This is a genomic window from Fulvivirga sp., from assembly GCF_040218215.1.
Classification (GTDB): Bacteria; Bacteroidota; Bacteroidia; order Cytophagales; family Cyclobacteriaceae; genus Fulvivirga.
Map to the genome: position 1 here is coordinate 185,362 of NZ_JAVJQL010000014.1, position 18,550 is coordinate 203,911.

The 18,550-nt window shown below is 39.0% G+C and carries 14 protein-coding genes; 13 read left to right on the plus strand and 1 reads right to left on the minus strand.

The genetic code is table 11. From position 1 onward, the window contains the following. Positions 1 to 219: 219 nt before the first annotated feature. From RIB54_RS09515 to RIB54_RS09530, 4 genes are read left to right on the plus strand one after another with little or no spacing between them, the layout of a single operon-like run. Positions 220 to 1,449 carry a DUF4856 domain-containing protein gene (locus RIB54_RS09515; RefSeq protein WP_350100693.1) on the plus strand — a complete coding sequence of 410 codons (1,230 nt, stop codon included), beginning with the start codon at positions 220 to 222 and terminating at the stop codon, positions 1,447 to 1,449. A 40-nt stretch (positions 1,450 to 1,489) separates the two neighbouring features. Beyond that, positions 1,490 to 2,596, plus strand: coding sequence for an imelysin family protein (locus RIB54_RS09520; protein WP_350100694.1), 1,107 nt, complete (start codon positions 1,490 to 1,492; stop codon positions 2,594 to 2,596). Then, a complete protein-coding gene (locus RIB54_RS09525; protein WP_350100695.1) occupies positions 2,596 to 3,960 on the plus strand; it encodes an HTTM domain-containing protein in 1,365 nt (454 codons plus the stop codon). Before RIB54_RS09520 ends, RIB54_RS09525 begins: the two co-directional genes overlap by 1 nt. Continuing rightward, a complete protein-coding gene (locus tag RIB54_RS09530) occupies positions 3,941 to 6,412 on the plus strand; it encodes a TonB-dependent receptor domain-containing protein (protein WP_350100696.1) in 2,472 nt (823 codons plus the stop codon). The genes RIB54_RS09525 and RIB54_RS09530 overlap by 20 nt, the downstream gene beginning before the upstream one ends. A 2-nt stretch (positions 6,413 to 6,414) precedes the next feature. On the opposite strand, the gene RIB54_RS09535 is transcribed toward RIB54_RS09530, so the two are convergent. Then, positions 6,415 to 7,668, minus strand: a complete 1,254-nt coding sequence (locus RIB54_RS09535; protein WP_350100698.1) for a DUF819 family protein — start codon at positions 7,666 to 7,668, stop codon at positions 6,415 to 6,417. Positions 7,669 to 7,740: 72 nt separating this feature from the next. Here RIB54_RS09535 and RIB54_RS09540 point away from each other — a divergent pair, with 72 nt between their 5' ends. The 9 genes from RIB54_RS09540 (at position 7,741) to hisG (ending at position 18,541) form a co-directional block, all read left to right on the plus strand. Next, positions 7,741 to 8,610, plus strand: a complete 870-nt coding sequence (locus RIB54_RS09540; RefSeq protein WP_350100699.1) for a fructosamine kinase family protein — start codon at positions 7,741 to 7,743, stop codon at positions 8,608 to 8,610. A 184-nt stretch (positions 8,611 to 8,794) separates the two neighbouring features. After that, positions 8,795 to 11,773, plus strand: coding sequence for a SusC/RagA family TonB-linked outer membrane protein (locus RIB54_RS09545; RefSeq protein ID WP_350100700.1), 2,979 nt, complete (start codon positions 8,795 to 8,797; stop codon positions 11,771 to 11,773). A 17-nt stretch (positions 11,774 to 11,790) separates the two neighbouring features. Beyond that, positions 11,791 to 13,113, plus strand: a complete 1,323-nt coding sequence (locus tag RIB54_RS09550; RefSeq protein WP_350100701.1) for a RagB/SusD family nutrient uptake outer membrane protein — start codon at positions 11,791 to 11,793, stop codon at positions 13,111 to 13,113. Between the two features lie 136 nt (positions 13,114 to 13,249). Then, on the plus strand, positions 13,250 to 14,260 hold the full coding sequence (locus tag RIB54_RS09555; protein ID WP_350100702.1) for an amidohydrolase family protein: 1,011 nt from the start codon (positions 13,250 to 13,252) through the stop codon (positions 14,258 to 14,260). Further along, the gene (locus RIB54_RS09560; RefSeq protein ID WP_350066754.1) at positions 14,257 to 14,877 is read left to right on the plus strand and encodes a tetratricopeptide repeat protein; all 621 of its coding nucleotides are present in this window, start codon (positions 14,257 to 14,259) and stop codon (positions 14,875 to 14,877) included. The genes RIB54_RS09555 and RIB54_RS09560 overlap by 4 nt, the downstream gene beginning before the upstream one ends. A 35-nt stretch (positions 14,878 to 14,912) precedes the next feature. Next, complete coding sequence (gene trhO / locus RIB54_RS09565) at positions 14,913 to 15,941, plus strand: oxygen-dependent tRNA uridine(34) hydroxylase TrhO (RefSeq protein ID WP_350100703.1); 1,029 nt, start codon at positions 14,913 to 14,915, stop codon at positions 15,939 to 15,941. Continuing rightward, positions 15,941 to 16,474: a molybdopterin adenylyltransferase gene (gene mog / locus RIB54_RS09570; RefSeq protein WP_350100705.1), complete on the plus strand. Its 534-nt coding sequence runs from the start codon at positions 15,941 to 15,943 to the stop codon at positions 16,472 to 16,474. The genes trhO and mog overlap by 1 nt, the downstream gene beginning before the upstream one ends. A gap of 3 nt (positions 16,475 to 16,477) precedes the next feature. Further along, positions 16,478 to 17,458 carry a M23 family metallopeptidase gene (locus RIB54_RS09575; RefSeq protein ID WP_350066748.1) on the plus strand — a complete coding sequence of 327 codons (981 nt, stop codon included), beginning with the start codon at positions 16,478 to 16,480 and terminating at the stop codon, positions 17,456 to 17,458. 222 nt (positions 17,459 to 17,680) lie between these two features. Beyond that, positions 17,681 to 18,541 (plus strand): ATP phosphoribosyltransferase, encoded by an 861-nt coding sequence (gene hisG, locus RIB54_RS09580; RefSeq protein ID WP_350100707.1) that lies wholly within the window; start codon positions 17,681 to 17,683, stop codon positions 18,539 to 18,541. Positions 18,542 to 18,550: the final 9 nt, after the last annotated feature.

The following is an 18,550-nucleotide window of genomic DNA, read 5'->3' on the forward strand; positions in this document are numbered from 1 at the left end:
ATTCAAATTCGATTGATAGCTATAATAACAACTACAAGGCTAATAAGAAAGTTATAGAAGGGTTATTTAATTACTCATCCCGCTCCATAACTCAATAGCCTCAATATAGTCTGGAATAACGATTGAAATTTTATTTAAAATTAATCTAAATAAAGCTTGTTATTATTTTCGAGGCATATAAATTTGTAGTCTATTTTTAATAAGTCTAAATAAGTTATAATGAACAAAGTATTTTTAAGTCTAATTTTTACAACCATACTATTAGCCTCGTGTAGCGATGATAGTGACAATGGCCCATCAATAGATAATCCTGAAACCTACTCATTTGAGAGAAATGGACAAAGTACTGTTTCGTTTACAGGTCAGACTACAAGAATACAAATGGCCGAAGAATTGATATCTGCCATGATGGACTTTTCTACATCAGAAGCATTGCAATTGGAAATGTACAGAAATGAGACTGCTGACGGTGGAGATGCCAATCCCTATTCAGATCCAGCTTTAAACGCGGACAACAAAAATATTAAAAGCAAAGTAGCCGCTTCAAGGGATTTCTTCTTTACCAATACCTCAACATCAAGCATAATAAAGGCTGACTTTGAAGAGTGGATTTCCGGGCAGGTTAACAAGGTTTTTCCTAATGAGAATACCGTGGCAGCTCCCGGTATTGCAGGTCAAATAGCTGATGGAAGTTCAACAAGGTTTGTTAATTCCAAAGGTTTGGAATACAACCAGCTAGTGGCCAAATCATTGATAGGCGCCTTAATGGCAGATCAGATGTTAAACAACTATCTGGGCACCGCAGTCCTTGATGAAGCGGACAATCGTGCAAGTAATGACAGTGAACTGTTGGAAGATGGCACCAACTATACCACCATGGAGCACAAGTGGGATGAAGCCTATGGCTACCTTTATGGCACATCAGCCGACAAAACCAACCCGAATGCCTCTATTGGCTCAGATGACAGCTTCTTAAACAAATATATCGGTCGCGCAGAAAATGATAATGACTTTGCCGGAATTGCAAACGAAATTTTTGAAGCCTTCAAACTTGGCCGTGCGGCCATAGTGGCGGGGGATTATACAATCAGGGACCAGCAAGCTCAAATAATCAGGGAAAAAATATCTGAAGTAATTGCTATCAGGGCTGTACACTACCTTCAGGCTGGCAAAAACGCATTGCCAGATGACCGTGATAACACTGCTTTGTACGGTTCAGCTTTCCATGGTTTATCAGAAGGCTATGGTTTTATTTATAGCCTGCAATTTACACGTCAACTTGGAACAGACCTGCCTTATTTTACCCATAACGAAGTAAATGCCATGCTGGAAAAATTAATGGGGGATGGTGACAATGGATTGTGGGATGTTGAGCCAACAACGCTTGACGAACTGTCCGAAGAAATTGTAGCAAAATTTCAATTTACCATTGATCAGGCAGCTAACTAGAAAAAGTATCACTCCATGTATTTGGATTAAATAGTAATCAATGAAGTTATTGAAGATTTGCACTTTACTGATATCTGGCCTTGTATTTTGGGCATGTTCCTCCGATGAAGAGCCTCAGGTTAACACTGATAACTTTGACAGGGGTGCAATGCTCGCCAACTGGGCCGATAATATTATAATCCCTGGCTATACATCATATACTGCTTCGCTCATTACATTAGATGAAGCCTCTGCTGTATTTGCCGAAACCTCAACTATAGAAAATCTAGAGGGTCTCAGATCTGCATGGCTTGATGCCTACACCCTATGGCAAAAGGTTTCTATGTTTGAAATAGGCAAAGCAGAAGCAATTGCGCTTAGGGATTTTACTAATATTTACCCAACAAATGTAGAAACCATTGAGTCTAACATTTCAACTGGAGATTACAACCTTGAACTCCCCTCCAGCAGAGTGGCTCAGGGATTTCCTGCCATCGATTATTTGATCAACGGGCTGGCTTCCGATGATGCTTTAATCACTGACAAATTCAATCAAGATCCTAAATATGGAACATACCTAAAGGCTTTAACATCACGGCTCAACACCTTGGCCCAAGAAGTGTTGCAAGATTGGGAAACTGGCTATCGCGAAGCTTTTATTTCCAATGACGGCTCAAGTGCAACAAGCTCGGTTAACAAGCTTGTAAATGACTATATGTTCTACTATGAAAAGTTTTTAAGGGCAGGAAAAATTGGTATCCCGGCTGGTGTGTTTTCCAACACCCCACTTAGCGATAATGTTGAAGCGTTTTATAAGAATGATGCTTCTAAAATATTGTTCTCTACTGCACTGGATGCAGCGCAGGGCTTTTTTAATGGCGATTTTTACGATGGATCTGGTTCAGGCATCAGCCTGGACGACTATTTGGAATTCATTCATTCAAATGGTTCCTCAGAGGACTTAAACACTCTTATCAACAATCAGTTTGAGATTTCCAGAAGCAGAAGTCAAATGTTAAACGATAGTTTCTTTCTTCAGATAGAAAATGATAACGCATTAATGCTTAATACTTATGATGCGTTACAAGCCAATGTTGTTTTACTTAAAGTAGACATGTTTCAGGCTTTAAACATTAAAGTTGACTTTGTAGATGCTGACGGGGATTAATGTCAACATTGATAAGTAACTATATCAAAAAAACTACGAGGGCTGCACCATTGGCAGCCTTTCGTATTTTATTTGGTTTGATGATGCTCATCAGCATCATCAGGTTTTGGAGCTATGGGTGGGTAGCCAAGCTTTATATAAATCCAAAATTCCACTTCACATATTATGGCTTTGAATGGGTGCAACCTATTGGGGAGTTCACCTACCTCCTATTTGTTATCTGTGCATTGTCTTCAATAGGTATAGCCCTGGGTTATAAGTACAAAATATCCATCATCACATTCTTTTTAACTTTCACTTACATAGAGTTGATGGATAAGACAACTTACCTAAACCATTACTACTTTATCAGCCTGCTCAGCTTTATCATGATCTTTCTGCCAGCAAGTGCTTATTTCTCTCTTGATGCCAAAAATGATCCGTCCAAAAGGTTTGAATACATTCCACAATGGACTACTGATGCTATAAAACTGCTTTTATGTATAGTCTATTTTTATGCAGGGCTGGCCAAGTTAAATTCGGATTGGCTGATTCATGCAATGCCATTGAAAATCTGGTTACCTGGTAAATATGATTTGCCTATCATAGGTGATCTTTTACATAAAACCTGGGTTATTTATGCCTTTAGCTGGTGTGGCGCTCTTTATGACCTAACTATCCCATTTCTGTTGATATACAAAAGAACAAGGTTAGTTGCCTTCATCCTTGTTGTTATCTTTCATGTGCTTACCAGGGTCTTATTTCCCATTGGCATGTTTCCTTATATCATGATTGTAAGTGCTTTAATTTTCTTTGATGCCTCTGTTCACCAAAAGCTCCTTAATCATTTAGCAAGCCTATTTAAAACAACTACAGGCAAGTTTAACAATGGTGCCACCCTACATTACAAACTGCTAACTTCTAAGCTTAAACTAGGACTGCTATCAATATTCTTTTTTATTCAGCTGACTTTCCCATTTAGGCACCTGGCCTATCCGGGTGAGCTTTTCTGGACTGAAGAAGGCTACAGGTTTTCATGGCGGGTTATGCTCATGGAAAAGGCAGGAATAGCGCAATTTAAGATTGTTGATAGTCAAACAGGGGAAACACAGCATGTTGATAATTTGGAGCACCTTACCGCCTTTCAAGAGAAGCAAATGGCTACACAACCGGATTTTATTTTAGAATACGCTCACTATTTAAAGGACTATTATGCTGCTCAGGGCAAAACTGACCCCAAAGTATATGTAGAGAGCTATGTTGCCCTTAATGGCAGAAGGAGCAAACCTTATATTGACCCAACAGTTAACCTTGTAAAACAACGCGATTCGTTTAAACCCAAGACCTGGATATTACCATTTGAAGATGAGATTAAAGGCTTTTAGCATATCATTAATTTTAATATTGGCTGCGTTTTCAGTGCATGCGCAGTTTACCTTATCTGGAAAAGTGCTTGATGGAGAATTAAGCAAGCCGCTTCAGGATGCCGAGGTTTTTATTAAGGAGACCAGCGATCTGAAAAGGACTTCCTTAAAAGGTGAATTTTCATTTAGCAATCTTTCTCAGGGAAAATACACGGTCATTGTTTTTGCAGCCGGATACAATACCCTGGAGCAGAGTTTTGAGATTGCCGAAAATGTAATCACCCAAATAGAACTTCAGCCTTTCAGCAATGAGTTATCCGAAGTAGTTATCAGCCAAAAAAGAGAAGAAGTGTTTAGTTTAAGTAGACTTAATCCGGTCGAAGGCACATCAATTTATGCAGGAAAAAAATCAGAGGTTATTCTTTTAGATCAGGCCGTGGCCAACATGGCAGCGAATAATGCGAGGCAGATCTATGCTCAAGTGGTGGGACTTAACATTTATGAGAATAATGACGCAGGCCTTCAGCTGAATGTTGGCGGCAGAGGCCTTGACCCCAACAGGACAGCAAATTTCAATACACGGCAGAATGGCTATGATATTAGTGCAGATGTGCTGGGCTATCCTGAAAGCTATTATACACCACCGGCAGAAGCACTATCTGAAATACAGGTAATTAGAGGGGCTGCGTCATTACAATACGGCACCCAGTTTGGTGGCCTCATAAACTTCAAACTAAAAAAGCCCAATGCCACCAAAAAGATAGAACTCACTTCGCGGCAAACAGTTGGGTCATTCAATCTTTTCACAAGTTTCAATAGCCTTTCTGGAACTTTAGGCAAGTTTAGTTATTACTCTTATTTCAACTATAAAAAAGGTGATGGGTTCAGGCCAAATTCAGAGTTTGACTCTAAGAATTTCTTTGCTCAATTGAACTACAATTTTTCAGACAGAACAAGGCTTTCATTCGAAGGCACATACTTGTCATACTTGTCAAAACAACCTGGAGGCCTCACAGACACGCAATTTAATGAAGACATAGAAGTAAGCAATAGGGATAGAAACTGGTTTGAAGTAGATTGGAAATTAGCAGCCCTGAAGTTTGAGCACAAACTATCCAATGCATCAAGTTTCAGCCTCAATCTATTTGGGCTAAATGCCGAAAGAAAAGCCCTGGGCTTTAGAGGTGACCCACAAAGGCCCGAACGTAATCCTATCACAGAGGTTGATGATCCATCGGCTTTTACAAGAGACCTTATCAAAGGCGAATTCGACAATTGGGGCGCAGAGGCTAAATACCTGACCAGATATCAAATTGCAAGTAAAAAGGCCGTTTTTCTTATTGGTTCTAAATACTATAAATCAGAAAATACTTCAATTCAGGGACCTGGCACCAATGGAGTGGATGCTAACTTCACCTTTCAAAATGAACAGTATCCCTCCTACCCAAACCAATCGGACTTCGAATTTCCAAATCAGAATATTGCACTCTTTGCTGAGAACATCATTTTCATCAACGATAATTTATCCATTACTCCGGGTGTAAGGTTTGAACATATAAAAACTGCTTCTGAAGGTAACTATACTGTAGTGCGTTACAACAATGCCGGTAATGAAATTTTCAGGCAAGACACTACCGATAATCGAAGCTTTGAAAGGTCTTTTGTACTTATGGGGCTGGGCATAAGTAATAATTTCAATGACAACCTGGAATTTTATGCTAACATTTCGCAGAACTACCGATCTGTCACTTTCAGTGATATCAGAGTGGTCAACCCTACTTTTATCATCGATCCTGACATTAGGGATGAAAAAGGTTTTACGAGCGATTTTGGTTTTAGAGGAAAATGGCAACAATATTTATCTTTTGATATAGGCGGCTTTATGCTCAATTACAATGACAGGATAGGAACAATACTTGTAGAACAAGGCCCCAACAAAGGTGATCGTGTAAGAAAAAACATAGGTGACGCTTTGATCTATGGAACAGAAATTTTTCTTGACTGGAACTTGGCCTCCTCGCTGGGAATGGATGTTCAAAAATTCAGCCTCAGTCCATTTATAAATCTGGCGGTTACGTCCTCATCCTACCGAAAGTCTGAAGAGAACAATGTGAAAGGTAAAGTTGTTGAGTTTATCCCTTTGGTGAATTTAAAAACAGGTCTGAAATATGGTTTTAAAAACTTACTTGCCAGTGTTCAATTCACTTATCTTTCACAACAATATACAGATGCAGAAAATACTAAAATTCCGGCCTCAGGTGATAGTAGGGAAGGTATTATTGGAGAAATACCCAGCTATGGCATAATGGACATCTCCTTTTCTTACAGGTACAAGTTCTTTAGATTGGAGGCAGGTATCAACAACTTGCTTAATGAAGAGTACTTCACAAGAAGGGCAACAGGGTATCCAGGGCCAGGCATTATCCCATCAGCTACCAGGTCATTTTATACTACCTTGCAGGTGAAACTATAAATCTAATTCTGAGCTGCTATCTGCATGAGCAAGCCACAAAGCCATGCACCATAAGTACCCAAAGCATAACCCATAACTGCCAAAAGTACACCTACCGGAGCCAGTGATGGGTGAAAGGCTGCTGCTAAAACTGGTGCTGAGGCTGCACCGCCAATATTGGCCTTAGAACCAACAGCAAGAAAGAAATAAGGGGCATGCGACAATCTTGCTGCTATGATCATAATGCCAGCATGAATTGCCATCCATATTAATCCCACCACAAAGAACCCAGGGTTCTCAAATATGGCGAGCACATCCATTTTCATACCGATAGTGGCTACCAGAATAAAGATGAATACAGTTCCTATTTTGGAAGCACCGGCACCTTCATACTGCCTTAGTTTAGTAAATGAAACTGCTATTCCAAAGGTCGTTGCCAGCACAATAATCCAAAAGAACTTGCTGTCCAAACTGAATTTGGACAACTGAGGCATACCGTTAGCAATTGCAGGGGCAATCCAATCGGCACCAGCATGTGCCAACCCCGTTATACCAAAACCAATCCCCAAAATCATCATCAGGTCAGTAACGTCAGGGATTTTGGCAATGCTCAAACTGTACGCTTCCATTTTGTCCCTAAGTGTGGCTATTGAACTATTGTCAGCCTTAAAAAATTTATTTATCTGCTCTTTACGCCCAATACCTAATAATAAAATCGCCATCCAAATTTCAGCAACAATAACATCTACCGTAATACTCACAGAATAAAGCTCATCAGAAGGTTTAAATACCTCATACATGGCCGCCTGATTTGCTCCTCCACCTATCCAGCTTCCTGCTATGGTGGACATGCCCCGCCATACCGCATCAGGCCCAATACCACCTACAGCATCGGGACTGATATATGACATTATGAGTATTGCTAATGGCCCACCCAGTATAACACCTATAGTAGCTGCGAAAAACATAATGAGCGCTTTGGGCCCAAGTTTGAAGATCTCTTTGAGGTCGATACTCAGTGTCAGTAACACCAGACATGCAGGCAATAAAAACCTTGATGCTACAAAGTAAAGCTGCGAAGCTTCTGCATCTACGAACCCAAAGGTGTTAAGTAAAGATGGTAGAAAATATGCGAGAAGAATAACAGGAATATAGGTATAGAACTTTTTCCAAAAAGGGGTTTTGAGTGCTGATGTTTTGAAAATTAGTGCCAGTAGAATCATTAATATTCCAAAAATCACAGCATCATTAGTAAGCAAAACCTCTTTATGTTCCATTTTTCAGCTTGGTTAAAAGAACAAACTAATAGATTTAAACATGAAATGACAAATTCATTTATTTTTGAATAGATGGCATACTTACCCGAAGAAATTCAAAAATGGCTGAATACCAGAATTGGAACTATTGATTCATTTCAAACTGTAGGTGGTGGCTGCATTAATTATACCGGGTCAATTATTACAAAAAATACTTCCTACTTTGTAAAATGGAATAAAGTCAAAGACTTTCCGAAAATCTTTCATAAAGAGGCTCTGGGTCTGAAGTTACTCAGCCGGGGCATTCTTCGCATTCCAGAGGTTATAGATAATTATGAAGGCGGAGAGTTTTCATGCTTGTTATTAGAAAACATTAAACCTGCCCCGAAGACAAAGAATTATTGGCAATTGCTAGGTGAAGGCCTGGCTCATCAGCACAAAATCACAAGTCAGAAATATGGGCTGACTCATGATAATTATATGGGTTCTTTACATCAAGACAATTCTCAATCGGAAAATTGGATCGGATTTTTTATTTCAAGCCGACTAAAACCACAGATTAAATTAGCTAGGGACAAAGGCTTAATGGATGAATATATTTCAAAAAGCTTTGATCAACTATATGATCAATTGGACAGCCTATTAGAAATAGAGCGCCCCGCACTTTTACATGGAGATTTGTGGAATGGCAATATTATGACCGATGATAAAGGAAGTCCTGTCCTTATTGATCCTGCAGTATATTTTGGTAATAGAGAAGTAGATCTGGCCATGACGCAATTATTTGGTGGCTTTGATGATGCTTTTTACGAGGCTTATCTTTCAACCTACCCTATCTCAGGTGATTTAGATGCTAGAATTGACATTTATAATTTATACCCGCTTCTTATCCATCTCAATTTATTTGGCCGAGGGTATCTTAGCCAGATTGTTCAAACTGTTAAACTTTTTACTAGCAACTAACACTTACCCGAAGATTCAAAATCAATTATAATTTGCTATTAAATTTTGCCTTTCCTAAATTTAAAACGATTGCAATGTGCCATGAGACACTTTTTACAAAACTAAATATCCCCCATAGTGTGTTAGACCATAGATTATTTTTTAAAGTACATTAGCAATTAAAACTTAAAACCAATTAAATTATATGAAAAAAATTTACAAGCTTACACTAGTGCTTGTCTTAGCCATTGTTAGTCCTTTGGCTTTACAAGCACAGCAGCAAATGAACGTGTCTGGAAAAGTCACGGACAACACGACTGGCGATCCAATTGCCGGTGTAAATGTTGTTATCAAAGGAACCAGTCAAGGTACTATTACTGACATTGAGGGTAACTACTCAATTTCAGCTAATAGCGGAGCTACACTGCTTTTTAGCTTTATTGGATTTCTAACTGAGGAAGTTGTAGTTAGTTCTGCAACCCTAAATATTTCGATGTCAGAAGATGTGACAAGTCTTGAAGAAATTGTTATTAGTGGTCTGGCATCTGGTGTTAAGAGGTCTAATTCTGCAAATGCAGTTGCGTCCATTGATGGAGAGGCCCTGGCAGGTAAAACAGGAATTCAGACTTTAGATGCTGGCTTACAAGGTAAAATTGTTGGCGCAAACATTCTCTCTAATTCTGGTGCTCCAGGTGGTGGTGTTTCAATGAAATTAAGAGGTATAACAACGGTTACAGGTTCTTCTGAACCTCTATATATTGTAGATGGTGTCTACTTTGACAATTCAGTCAACCAACCTGCAACAAATACGGTAACTGCCGCAGGTGGTGGTCTTCCCGCCTCTAATCAGGATAATGGCGCAAATAGAATTGCCGATTTAGATCCTTCAGATATAGAAAGTGTGGAAATATTAAAAGGAGCCTCTGCCTCTGCTATTTATGGATCAAGAGCCAATGCAGGTGTTGTAATTATTACGACCAAAAGAGGATCAACTGGTAAAACCAATATCACTTTTGGACAAGACTTTGGAACAGCTAAAATATTAAATCCTTTAGGAATAAGACCATTCACTTCAGCAAGTGTATTAGCTGATTTTGGTGCCACTGCTCAGTCTCAATTTGATGCTGCAAAGGCTGCAGGAAAGCTCTATAACTATGAAGATGAAATGTATGGCGAAACAGGTCTTTTGCTAAATTCAAGGCTAACTCTTTCTGGTGGAACTGATAAGACCAAATTTTTTATTGCAGCAAGCAGTAAAGATGAGGAAGGCATTATCAAAAACACTGGATTCAAAAGACAGTCTGTAAGAGCAAATATTGATCACAAAATATCTGATATGTTTGACTTTAACATATCAACCAATTACATCAAATCTCAAACAAATAGAGGGGTTACAAATAATGATAATGCTGGCGTTTCTTATGGCGTAGCCTTATCTGCTACACTTCCATGGCACGATCTTTATCCTAATGCACAGGGAATTTACCCAGATCACCCTGCAAACCCTTCTAACCCTTTGCAGACAAGGGATAAATCAGAAATTGGTGATGTTACTAATCGCTTTGTCATTGGAACCGGACTTAATGTTAACTTAATGAATAAGTCCAATTCATTCTTGCAAGTAAAGCTGACAGGTGGTCTTGATTATTATAACAATGAGTCTACTTTATATTTCCCTGAATTTTTACAGTTCACAATAGGAAATCAAGATGGATTATACTCAAGAGGAAATAACGTTACATTCAACACCAATCATTCAGCTTTCTTAGTTTACAATGTAAATGTTGGTTCAGTAAACTTAACATCTTCTGCAGGATACAATAGCATTAACCAAAATCGCGAATTGCTAACTGTTCAAGCTCAACAACTGGTATCTGGCCAAGCTAATCTTGAACAAGCAGGATCTCTAACTGTGTTTAATAGAAAATTAGCTGCCGAAGATTTTGGTTATGCCATCCAACAAGAAGCAAATTGGGATGATAAATTAATTGGAACCGCCAGTGTTCGTTTTGACAAGTCTACTTTGAATGGTGACCCTAATAAAATGTACGCCTTCCCAAAAGTTTCACTTGCAGCAAACATTGCAAACTTCGACTTCTGGTCGTTTACTCAAGTAAACCAATTAAAACTTAGAGCGGCTTATGGTGAAGCTGGTGGGGTACCTAATCCTAATTCAACAACATTGGCTCAGCCTCAATTTACAAGTTTAGGTTCCTTAAATACAGGTGGTTTAACTGGATCAGTGGTCGGGAATACTCAAGGTGACCCAGATATTCAACCAGAAAGATCAAAAGAGTTAGAATTAGGTTTAGACCTAGGGCTATTCTCAAACAGGGTTAGTTTAGCGGCAACCTGGTATAATAAGAAAGTTGAAGACTTAATTTTACAGGCTTCTTTACCTCCCACTTCAGGATTTACTACTCAAGTAACTAACCTTGCAGATTTAGAGAACAGAGGTGTTGAATTGTCCCTTGATGCAACAGTTATCAAAAACTCCAAAGTCACTTGGAATTCCATCCTAAACTGGTGGACAAATGAATCTGAAGTTACAAGATTAGATATTCCTGCATTTAACCCTCCGGGAGGTGGTTTTGGAACGGGTTTAGGAACCATTCGTATTGAAGAAGGAAAATCTTTAACTCAAATAGTTGGAACAAACGGCTCCTCAACACCTGAAGTTCTTGGTAACACAGCTCCTGACTGGGAAATGTCATGGAATAATAGTATCACATTTTTAAAAAATTTCTCATTCTCAATGCTTTGGCACTGGAAAAAGGGTGGTCAAAATGTTAACTTAACTGGTCTATTAACTGACTTCGGAGGTAGCACGTATAATTATGATGACATTCTAGCAGATGGCTCGAGACTAGGTGATGCCCGAATCGCAGCATTCTTTAGCGGTGAAAATGCAGCTATATTTGTTGAAGACTCAGAATACTTAAAGCTCAGAGAACTATCGCTCTATTATTCGATTCCTAGAAGCGTTTTATCTACTGCCTTTAATGGAACTCTTCAAAAAGTAAGAGTTGGGGTGTCAGGAAATAATCTATTACTATTTTCAGACTATACCAGTTATGATCCGGAAGTATCAAATTTCGGTAGTGGAGGAGTATTAGGTGGTGTTGAGGTAACCCCTTTCCCATCATCAAAAAGAATGTTTTTCCACCTTGAAATCGGATTTTAATCGAAAAAAATATAATTATGAAATCTAAATACATATATATAATTACTATGTCGATCGCAATGATATTCTCATCATGCGAACTGGACGAAAAAGTAGATCCTAACCAACCAAGTTTGGATGGTGTGCTCTCAGGTGCGAGTAAAGGGCAACTTAATGAACTTGTTGTTGGAATTTTGGCTAGGGCTAGCACGTCTATGGGAAATTACTATGATGTTGCAGGTGTAATTGGCCGAGATATTTATCGATTTGATGTTTCTGATCCCAGGTGGGTTGGTGACCTGCTTGGAACCGGCAACTTGGATAATAGCGCATTTTATACTGCAACCAATTTTGCTGCCAGATACAATAGCGTGAAAACTGCTAATACTTTAATTACAGCAGCACAAAATACATCAGAATTAACAACTGAGGAGACTAATGGATATTTGGCATTTGCTAAAACCTTTAAGGCCTTTGAGTTATTAAATGTTCTAAATCATCAATATGATAATGGTATAAGAATAGATGTAGAAGATCCTAAAAACTTAGGCCCATTCACTAGTAATGCTGCTGAATCATTAACGGCCATTGCAGGTATTTTAACAGAAGCCGCTGCAGATAATGCTGCTGCTGGATCAGCCTTTGGTTTCGCACTTACCTCAGGGTTTGCCGGATTTGATACTCCAGCTACTTTTGGAACCTTCATCAAGGCCTTACAGGCAAGGGTGGCGGTATACAGAGGCGAATATAACGCTGCATTAACCTTTGTTGATCAGTCATTCTTAGATGAAACAGGAAATTACGATCTTGGTGTGTACAGAGTATTCGCTAATGCCTCAGGAGATAGAGTTAATCCTTTATTCTTCCCACTAAACACAAACGGGACAACCCGGCTAGCTCATCCTGATTGGATTAATGATGCGATTCCTGGTGATGCAAGATTAAGCAAAACTCAATTAAGAGATGCACCAATTACTACAGCTAATTTAACTTCCAATTATGACGCATGGAGATATCAGTCAAATACAGACGATATTGCGATTATCAGAAATGAAGAATTGATTTTAATAAAAGCTGAAGCATTGATTCAAACGGATAAATTGCCTGAAGCCGTTGCATTAATTGATCAAATACGAACTGATGTAGCTGAAGTAGGCCCATATTCTGGTGCCATAAGTAAATCAGCATTAATTGACGAAATGTTACTTCAAAGACGATATTCTCTATGGGATGAAGGACATAGATGGATAGATATGAGAAGGTATAATAAGCTGAATGAAATCAGTACTGATAGAGCTGGAGATACTGTCATCAAACAGCTACCTAGACCCTTTAATGAAATAGGAGTTCAAGGGGGTTGATTTTATAAATCTATTAGATAAAAAAAGGGGCCGATGCCCCTTTTTTTATCTAATTACCTTAACAACATTTAAGAGTGCTTATTAACTTCCACCACATATTAGTATGTTTGTAGGATTGGCCAATTCATAATTTCTTATGCTGAAAATTGACATGCACACCCACATTATTCCAGAGCATATGCCTAACTGGACTGATAAATTTGGGTATGGGGATTTCATCTATTTACAACACCATAAACCCGGTTTTGCCAAAATGATGAAAGGAAATCAATTTTTCAGGGAGATAGAAGCCAATTGTTGGGATCCAGAGCTTAGAATTGAAGAGTATAAGCAATTCAACACTCAGGTTCAGGTGGTTTGTACCATCCCTGTCATGTTTTCTTATTGGGCCAATGCAGATGACTGCCTTGAGCTTAGCAAATTTTTAAATGACCATATTGCAGGTCTTGTTACAAAATATCCTAAGAATTACATCGGGCTTGGCACCATACCAATGCAGGATGCTGATTTGGCAATTGAAGAGCTTGAGAGGTGCAAAGAAATCGGGTTAGTGGGCATCCAGATCGGCTCCAACATAAATGACGAAAATTTAAGCGAGGATCAGTTCTACCCTATTTTTGAAGCTTGTGAAGCTTTAGGAATGGCAGTAATGGTTCACCCATGGAACATGATGGGCTTTAAAAACATGACCAAATACTGGTTGCCATGGCTGGTAGGCATGCCTGCAGAAACCTCTAGGGCAATGTGCTCGATGATCTTCTCAGGCATATTTGAAAGGCTCCCAAATTTAAGGGTGAACTTCGTTCATGCTGGAGGCTCATTCCTTCCGACTATAGGTAGAATAGAGCACGGTTTCAATTGCAGGCCCGATCTGGTAGCCATTGATAACCCTATCAACCCAAGAGAATACCTTTCTAAATTCTGGGTGGACTGTATTACTCATGACCCTAAAATGCTGAACTATGTGCTGGATGTTCAGGGTTCTAAAAAGGTGACGCTGGGTTCTGACTACCCGTTCCCATTAGGGGATTTGGAAATTGGCAAGTTTATTGAAGAAATGCCGTTGTCTAAGGATGTTGTAGAAGATATATTTTGCAATTCAACAATGGAATGGTTGAACTTAGATAAGAAAGATTTTATTCAATGAACAAGATAGTACTTACCCTTTCATTATTGGTGATAGCGATAGCTGTTCGAGCTCAAACTCAGGAAGAGAAAGTGAGGCAGCTTGAGATGGATCAGGTACAGGCTAAAAATGCCGAGATAATGCGAACCATGGATCAGGGAGTTGATCTTATGAATGAAGGCAATTATGAAGAGGCAAATAATAAGTTCAAAGATGTATTGGCAAAAGCCAAAGTTGTACCCTCAGACCTGACCTTTTATTTTGGTAAAAACTCATTCTATATGGGTAAGTACAAACAAAGTATTGACTGGCTAAATAAATATATTCAGTTAAAAGGTACAGCTGGCAGATTTTATGATGAGTGTACCGATTTACTGGAAAAGTCAGAACAAGCCTTTTTACTCGTCAGGGAAGATGACCGTAAAGAAGCACAATCAATACTTACATCCAACTACGAAATAGACTGCGGGCCTTCAGGAAAAGTGTCTTGCCCGGTATGCTCAGGCACTGGTGTTATTATCCAAAAAGGCGCCTTTGGCGATGTGTATAAAACCTGCCCGTATAGCGATGAACACGGATATCTTACATGTGAAGAGTATAACCAACTGCTCAGAGGTGAGTTAAAACCTAAATTTTAGTTAGTTTTGCATGTTTTATAAATCATTCATGCAAAATGATATTACACAACAGAGTTAACAAAGACGTACTCAAGGAGAAGCTCCAAAACAGTACGGAAAAGAGGATCACGCTTTCATTTTACAAATATGTGCACCTCGAAAATCCAGCAGCCTACCGGGATCAATTGTATGCCGACTTTTTCAAGCTAGGTGTTTTTGGCCGTATCTATGTCGCTGAAGAGGGTATTAATGCTCAGATAAGCGTTCCTGATGCCAATTTTGATGCTTTCGAAGAATATGTGGACAATAGCCCCGAACTGAGTGGCGAGAGATTAAATATTGCGATTGATGACAATGGCAAGTCCTTCTTTAAGCTTAAAATTCAGGTGCGTTCAAAAATTGTGGCTGATGGTCTCAATGACTCCACCTTTGATGTAACTGATAGAGGCATTCACCTTAAGGCTGAAGATTTTAATAAACTGGCCAATGATCCTAATACAATCATTGTGGACATGAGAAACCACTATGAAAGTGAAGTGGGCCATTTTGAAAAAGCCATTTGCCCTGATGTGGATACTTTCAGGGAGGCGTTGCCAGTGGTTGAGAGTACCCTTGAAGATAAAAAAGACAAGAATATTGTAATGTATTGCACAGGTGGCATCAGGTGCGAAAAAGCAAGTGCATATTACAAGCATAAAGGTTTTCAGAATGTATTTCAACTTGAAGGGGGTATTATAGAATATGCCCGTCAGGTGAATGCCAAAGGACTTGAAAATAAGTTTAAAGGAAAGAATTTCGTTTTTGATGAAAGGCTAGGTGAACGTATTTCAGATGATGTAATCAGTGTATGCCATCAATGCGGGCAGAAATCTGATTCACATACCAATTGCAAAAATGATGGCTGCCATCTCCTTTTCATCCAATGTGAGAAGTGCGCAGAACAGTACGAAGGATGTTGCTCAAGTGAATGTCAGGAAGTCATACATCTGCCTGAAGAAAAGCAAGCCGAGATAAGAAGAGGGAAAAATTTAGGACGTCAGGTGTTCAAAAAAGGTCGTTCAGAGAAATTAATTTATAAAAGTTAATGGCAGTAGCTAAAATTGGTGTTATCAATGTCTCTGACAGGGCGAGTAAAGGTATTTATGAAGATATTCCTGGTAAAGCCATAGTTGACACTTTAAATGACTACCTTGTTTCTGAGTGGGAAACCGAATACCTGGTATTGCCTGATGAGCAGGATGAATTAGAAGCTGCTATGATAGAGATGGCTGATAAAAAAGGCTGTAGTTTAATAGTAACTTGTGGTGGCACCGGACCTGCTCCAAGGGATGTTACTCCAGAAGCAACTGAAGCCGTATGCAACAAGATGATGCCCGGTTTCGGAGAGCTTATGCGGCAGGAAAGTATGAAGTTTGTACCAACGGCAATACTCTCAAGACAAACTGCAGGTATAAGAAACAAGACACTTATTGTTAATTTACCAGGGAAACCAAAAGCAATACGCGAATGTTTAGATGCAGTATTTCCAGCTATCCCCTATTGCATAGATTTAATAGGTGGGCCATATCTGGAATGCAACGAAGAGGTCATAAAAGCGTTTAGACCTAAGAATAGCTAGTAGATGGCAAGAATAAAATATTATTACGACACTGAGACCTGTAAATACGAACGTGTAAAGGTTAAAACCCAAGATGTTATCCTCAACTTCCTGGGGTTGGCCTCACTTATTATAGCTTGTGCTGTCGGCTTATTGATGCTCTACAACAACTACTTTGAGTCCCCGAAAGAGCTAAAGCTTAAGAATGAGGTAGCCGACCTTCAGCATTATTACAATACATTAAGTGATGATGTCGCTAAAATGGATCAGATCATTACTGCCCTTGAAAACAGGGATGACAATATCTATAGAATTGTGCTTGGTGCTGAGCCTATAGACACTGAAATAAGAAATGCGGGAGTAGGTGGTGCTGAGCGATATGCTGATATCAGGTCATCATCTACAGAGTTTAAAGATGAGATATTAAAGATTGCTGAGAATGTAGACAAGCTAAAGCGACAGATTTATATCCAAAGTAAATCGTATGATGAAATTGTAGAACTGGCAGAAAACAAAGAGAAACTTTTTGCAGCCATACCTGCAATTCAGCCTGTGTCGAATGAAGAGTTGATCAGGCTTGCCTCCGGTTTTGGATATAGGGTTCACCCTGTTTATAAAGTGAAGAAACTTCATACAGGCATCGACTTTTCAGCCCCAATTGGTACGCCAATTTATGCCACTGCCGATGGTACTATTGAAGAAGTTAATGTCTCCTTTAGCGGTTATGGAAAGACATTAATTATCGAACACGGCTTTGGGTTTAAGACCAGATATGCACATATGCATCAGTTTGCTGTAAAGGAAGGAGAAAAAGTTAAACGTGGTCAGGTGATTGGTTATGTTGGTAATACTGGCACATCCACAGCTTCACACCTGCATTATGAAGTGATCAAAAATGGGTCTAAAATTAACCCTGTGCATTATTTCTTCAACGATCTTAATCCTGACGAGTACGAAAAAATTGTCGAGTTAGCAAGTATAGAAAACCAGTCGCTTGGTATGTAATTGTAAATTCTTAACAAATAAATTTTGGATAGTAAATAATTTATATCATACTTTGCCCACGAATGAAATTATTCAGCACAACATATAACCATCATCACCATCATCATGTTAACCACCTGATGCATGGAAGTTATATGTTTTAATTAGAATCAAAATACTATTTATAAACAAAAAGGCTTGTCATGCGACAAGCCTTTTTTCGTTTAAACCCTTTTTAAAAAAATGAGCAAAAAATTAAAAATAGCAATTCAAAAGTCCGGCCGACTCCAAGAGCAGTCCATTAAGATGCTAAAAGAATGTGGGTTGAGTTTCGCCAATGGATCAAGCAGGTTAAAGGCTGAGGTTGACAACTTTCCTGCAGAGATATTATTTCTCCGTGATGATGACATACCTCAATACATTGAAGACAATGTAGCTGATATTGGCATTATTGGTGAAAATGTTTTTATCGAAAAGGAAAAACAGGGGGAAGTAATCCTGAAATTAGGATTTGCAAAATGCAGGTTATCAATAGCTGTTCCTAAGTCAGCAGAATACATAGATGCCAGCACTTTAAACGGAAAGAAAATCGCCACCTCCTACCCTGTTATCGTTCAGCAGTTTTTAGATGAAAATAATGTAAATGCAGAAATTCACGAGATCAGCGGGTCTGTGGAAATTGCACCTGGCATAGGTCTGGCCGAAGCCATTTGTGATATAGTAAGCACCGGCAGTACATTATTGACCAATGGCCTTAAAGAGGTTGAAACTATCATGAAGTCAGAGGCTATTCTAGTCGCTAACAATAATTTGGACGCTGAAAGTAAAGCTATTCTCGACCGTTTAGTTTTTAGAATTAATGCTGTTAATGCTGCTAAGTCAAACAAGTATCTACTTTTGAATGCCCCCAATTCAGCCATTGAAGCTATTACTAAGGTGTTACCCGGAATGAAAAGCCCAACGGTAATTCCACTAAAAGAAGAAGGCTGGTCATCACTACATTCAGTAGTCAATGAAAATGACTTTTGGGGTAAGATTGATGAGCTTAAATCTTTAGGAGCTCAGGGAATATTGGTTATACCTATTGAAAAAATGATCCTTTAAAATCACTGC

Bases quoted from the DNA above. Each gene is read 5' to 3' on its own strand.
- RIB54_RS09515 (WP_350100693.1), top strand. From the start codon at position 220: ATGAACAAAGTATTTTTAAGTCTAATTTTTACAACCATACTATTAGCC.
- RIB54_RS09520 (WP_350100694.1), top strand. From the start codon at position 1,490: ATGAAGTTATTGAAGATTTGCACTTTACTGATATCTGGCCTTGTATTT.
- RIB54_RS09525 (WP_350100695.1), top strand. From the start codon at position 2,596: ATGTCAACATTGATAAGTAACTATATCAAAAAAACTACGAGGGCTGCA.
- RIB54_RS09530 (WP_350100696.1), top strand. From the start codon at position 3,941: ATGAGATTAAAGGCTTTTAGCATATCATTAATTTTAATATTGGCTGCG.
- RIB54_RS09535 (WP_350100698.1), bottom strand. From the start codon at position 7,668: ATGGAACATAAAGAGGTTTTGCTTACTAATGATGCTGTGATTTTTGGA.
- RIB54_RS09540 (WP_350100699.1), top strand. From the start codon at position 7,741: ATGGCATACTTACCCGAAGAAATTCAAAAATGGCTGAATACCAGAATT.
- RIB54_RS09545 (WP_350100700.1), top strand. From the start codon at position 8,795: ATGAAAAAAATTTACAAGCTTACACTAGTGCTTGTCTTAGCCATTGTT.
- RIB54_RS09550 (WP_350100701.1), top strand. From the start codon at position 11,791: ATGAAATCTAAATACATATATATAATTACTATGTCGATCGCAATGATA.
- RIB54_RS09555 (WP_350100702.1), top strand. From the start codon at position 13,250: ATGCTGAAAATTGACATGCACACCCACATTATTCCAGAGCATATGCCT.
- RIB54_RS09560 (WP_350066754.1), top strand. From the start codon at position 14,257: ATGAACAAGATAGTACTTACCCTTTCATTATTGGTGATAGCGATAGCT.
- trhO (WP_350100703.1), top strand. From the start codon at position 14,913: ATGATATTACACAACAGAGTTAACAAAGACGTACTCAAGGAGAAGCTC.
- mog (WP_350100705.1), top strand. From the start codon at position 15,941: ATGGCAGTAGCTAAAATTGGTGTTATCAATGTCTCTGACAGGGCGAGT.
- RIB54_RS09575 (WP_350066748.1), top strand. From the start codon at position 16,478: ATGGCAAGAATAAAATATTATTACGACACTGAGACCTGTAAATACGAA.
- hisG (WP_350100707.1), top strand. From the start codon at position 17,681: ATGAGCAAAAAATTAAAAATAGCAATTCAAAAGTCCGGCCGACTCCAA.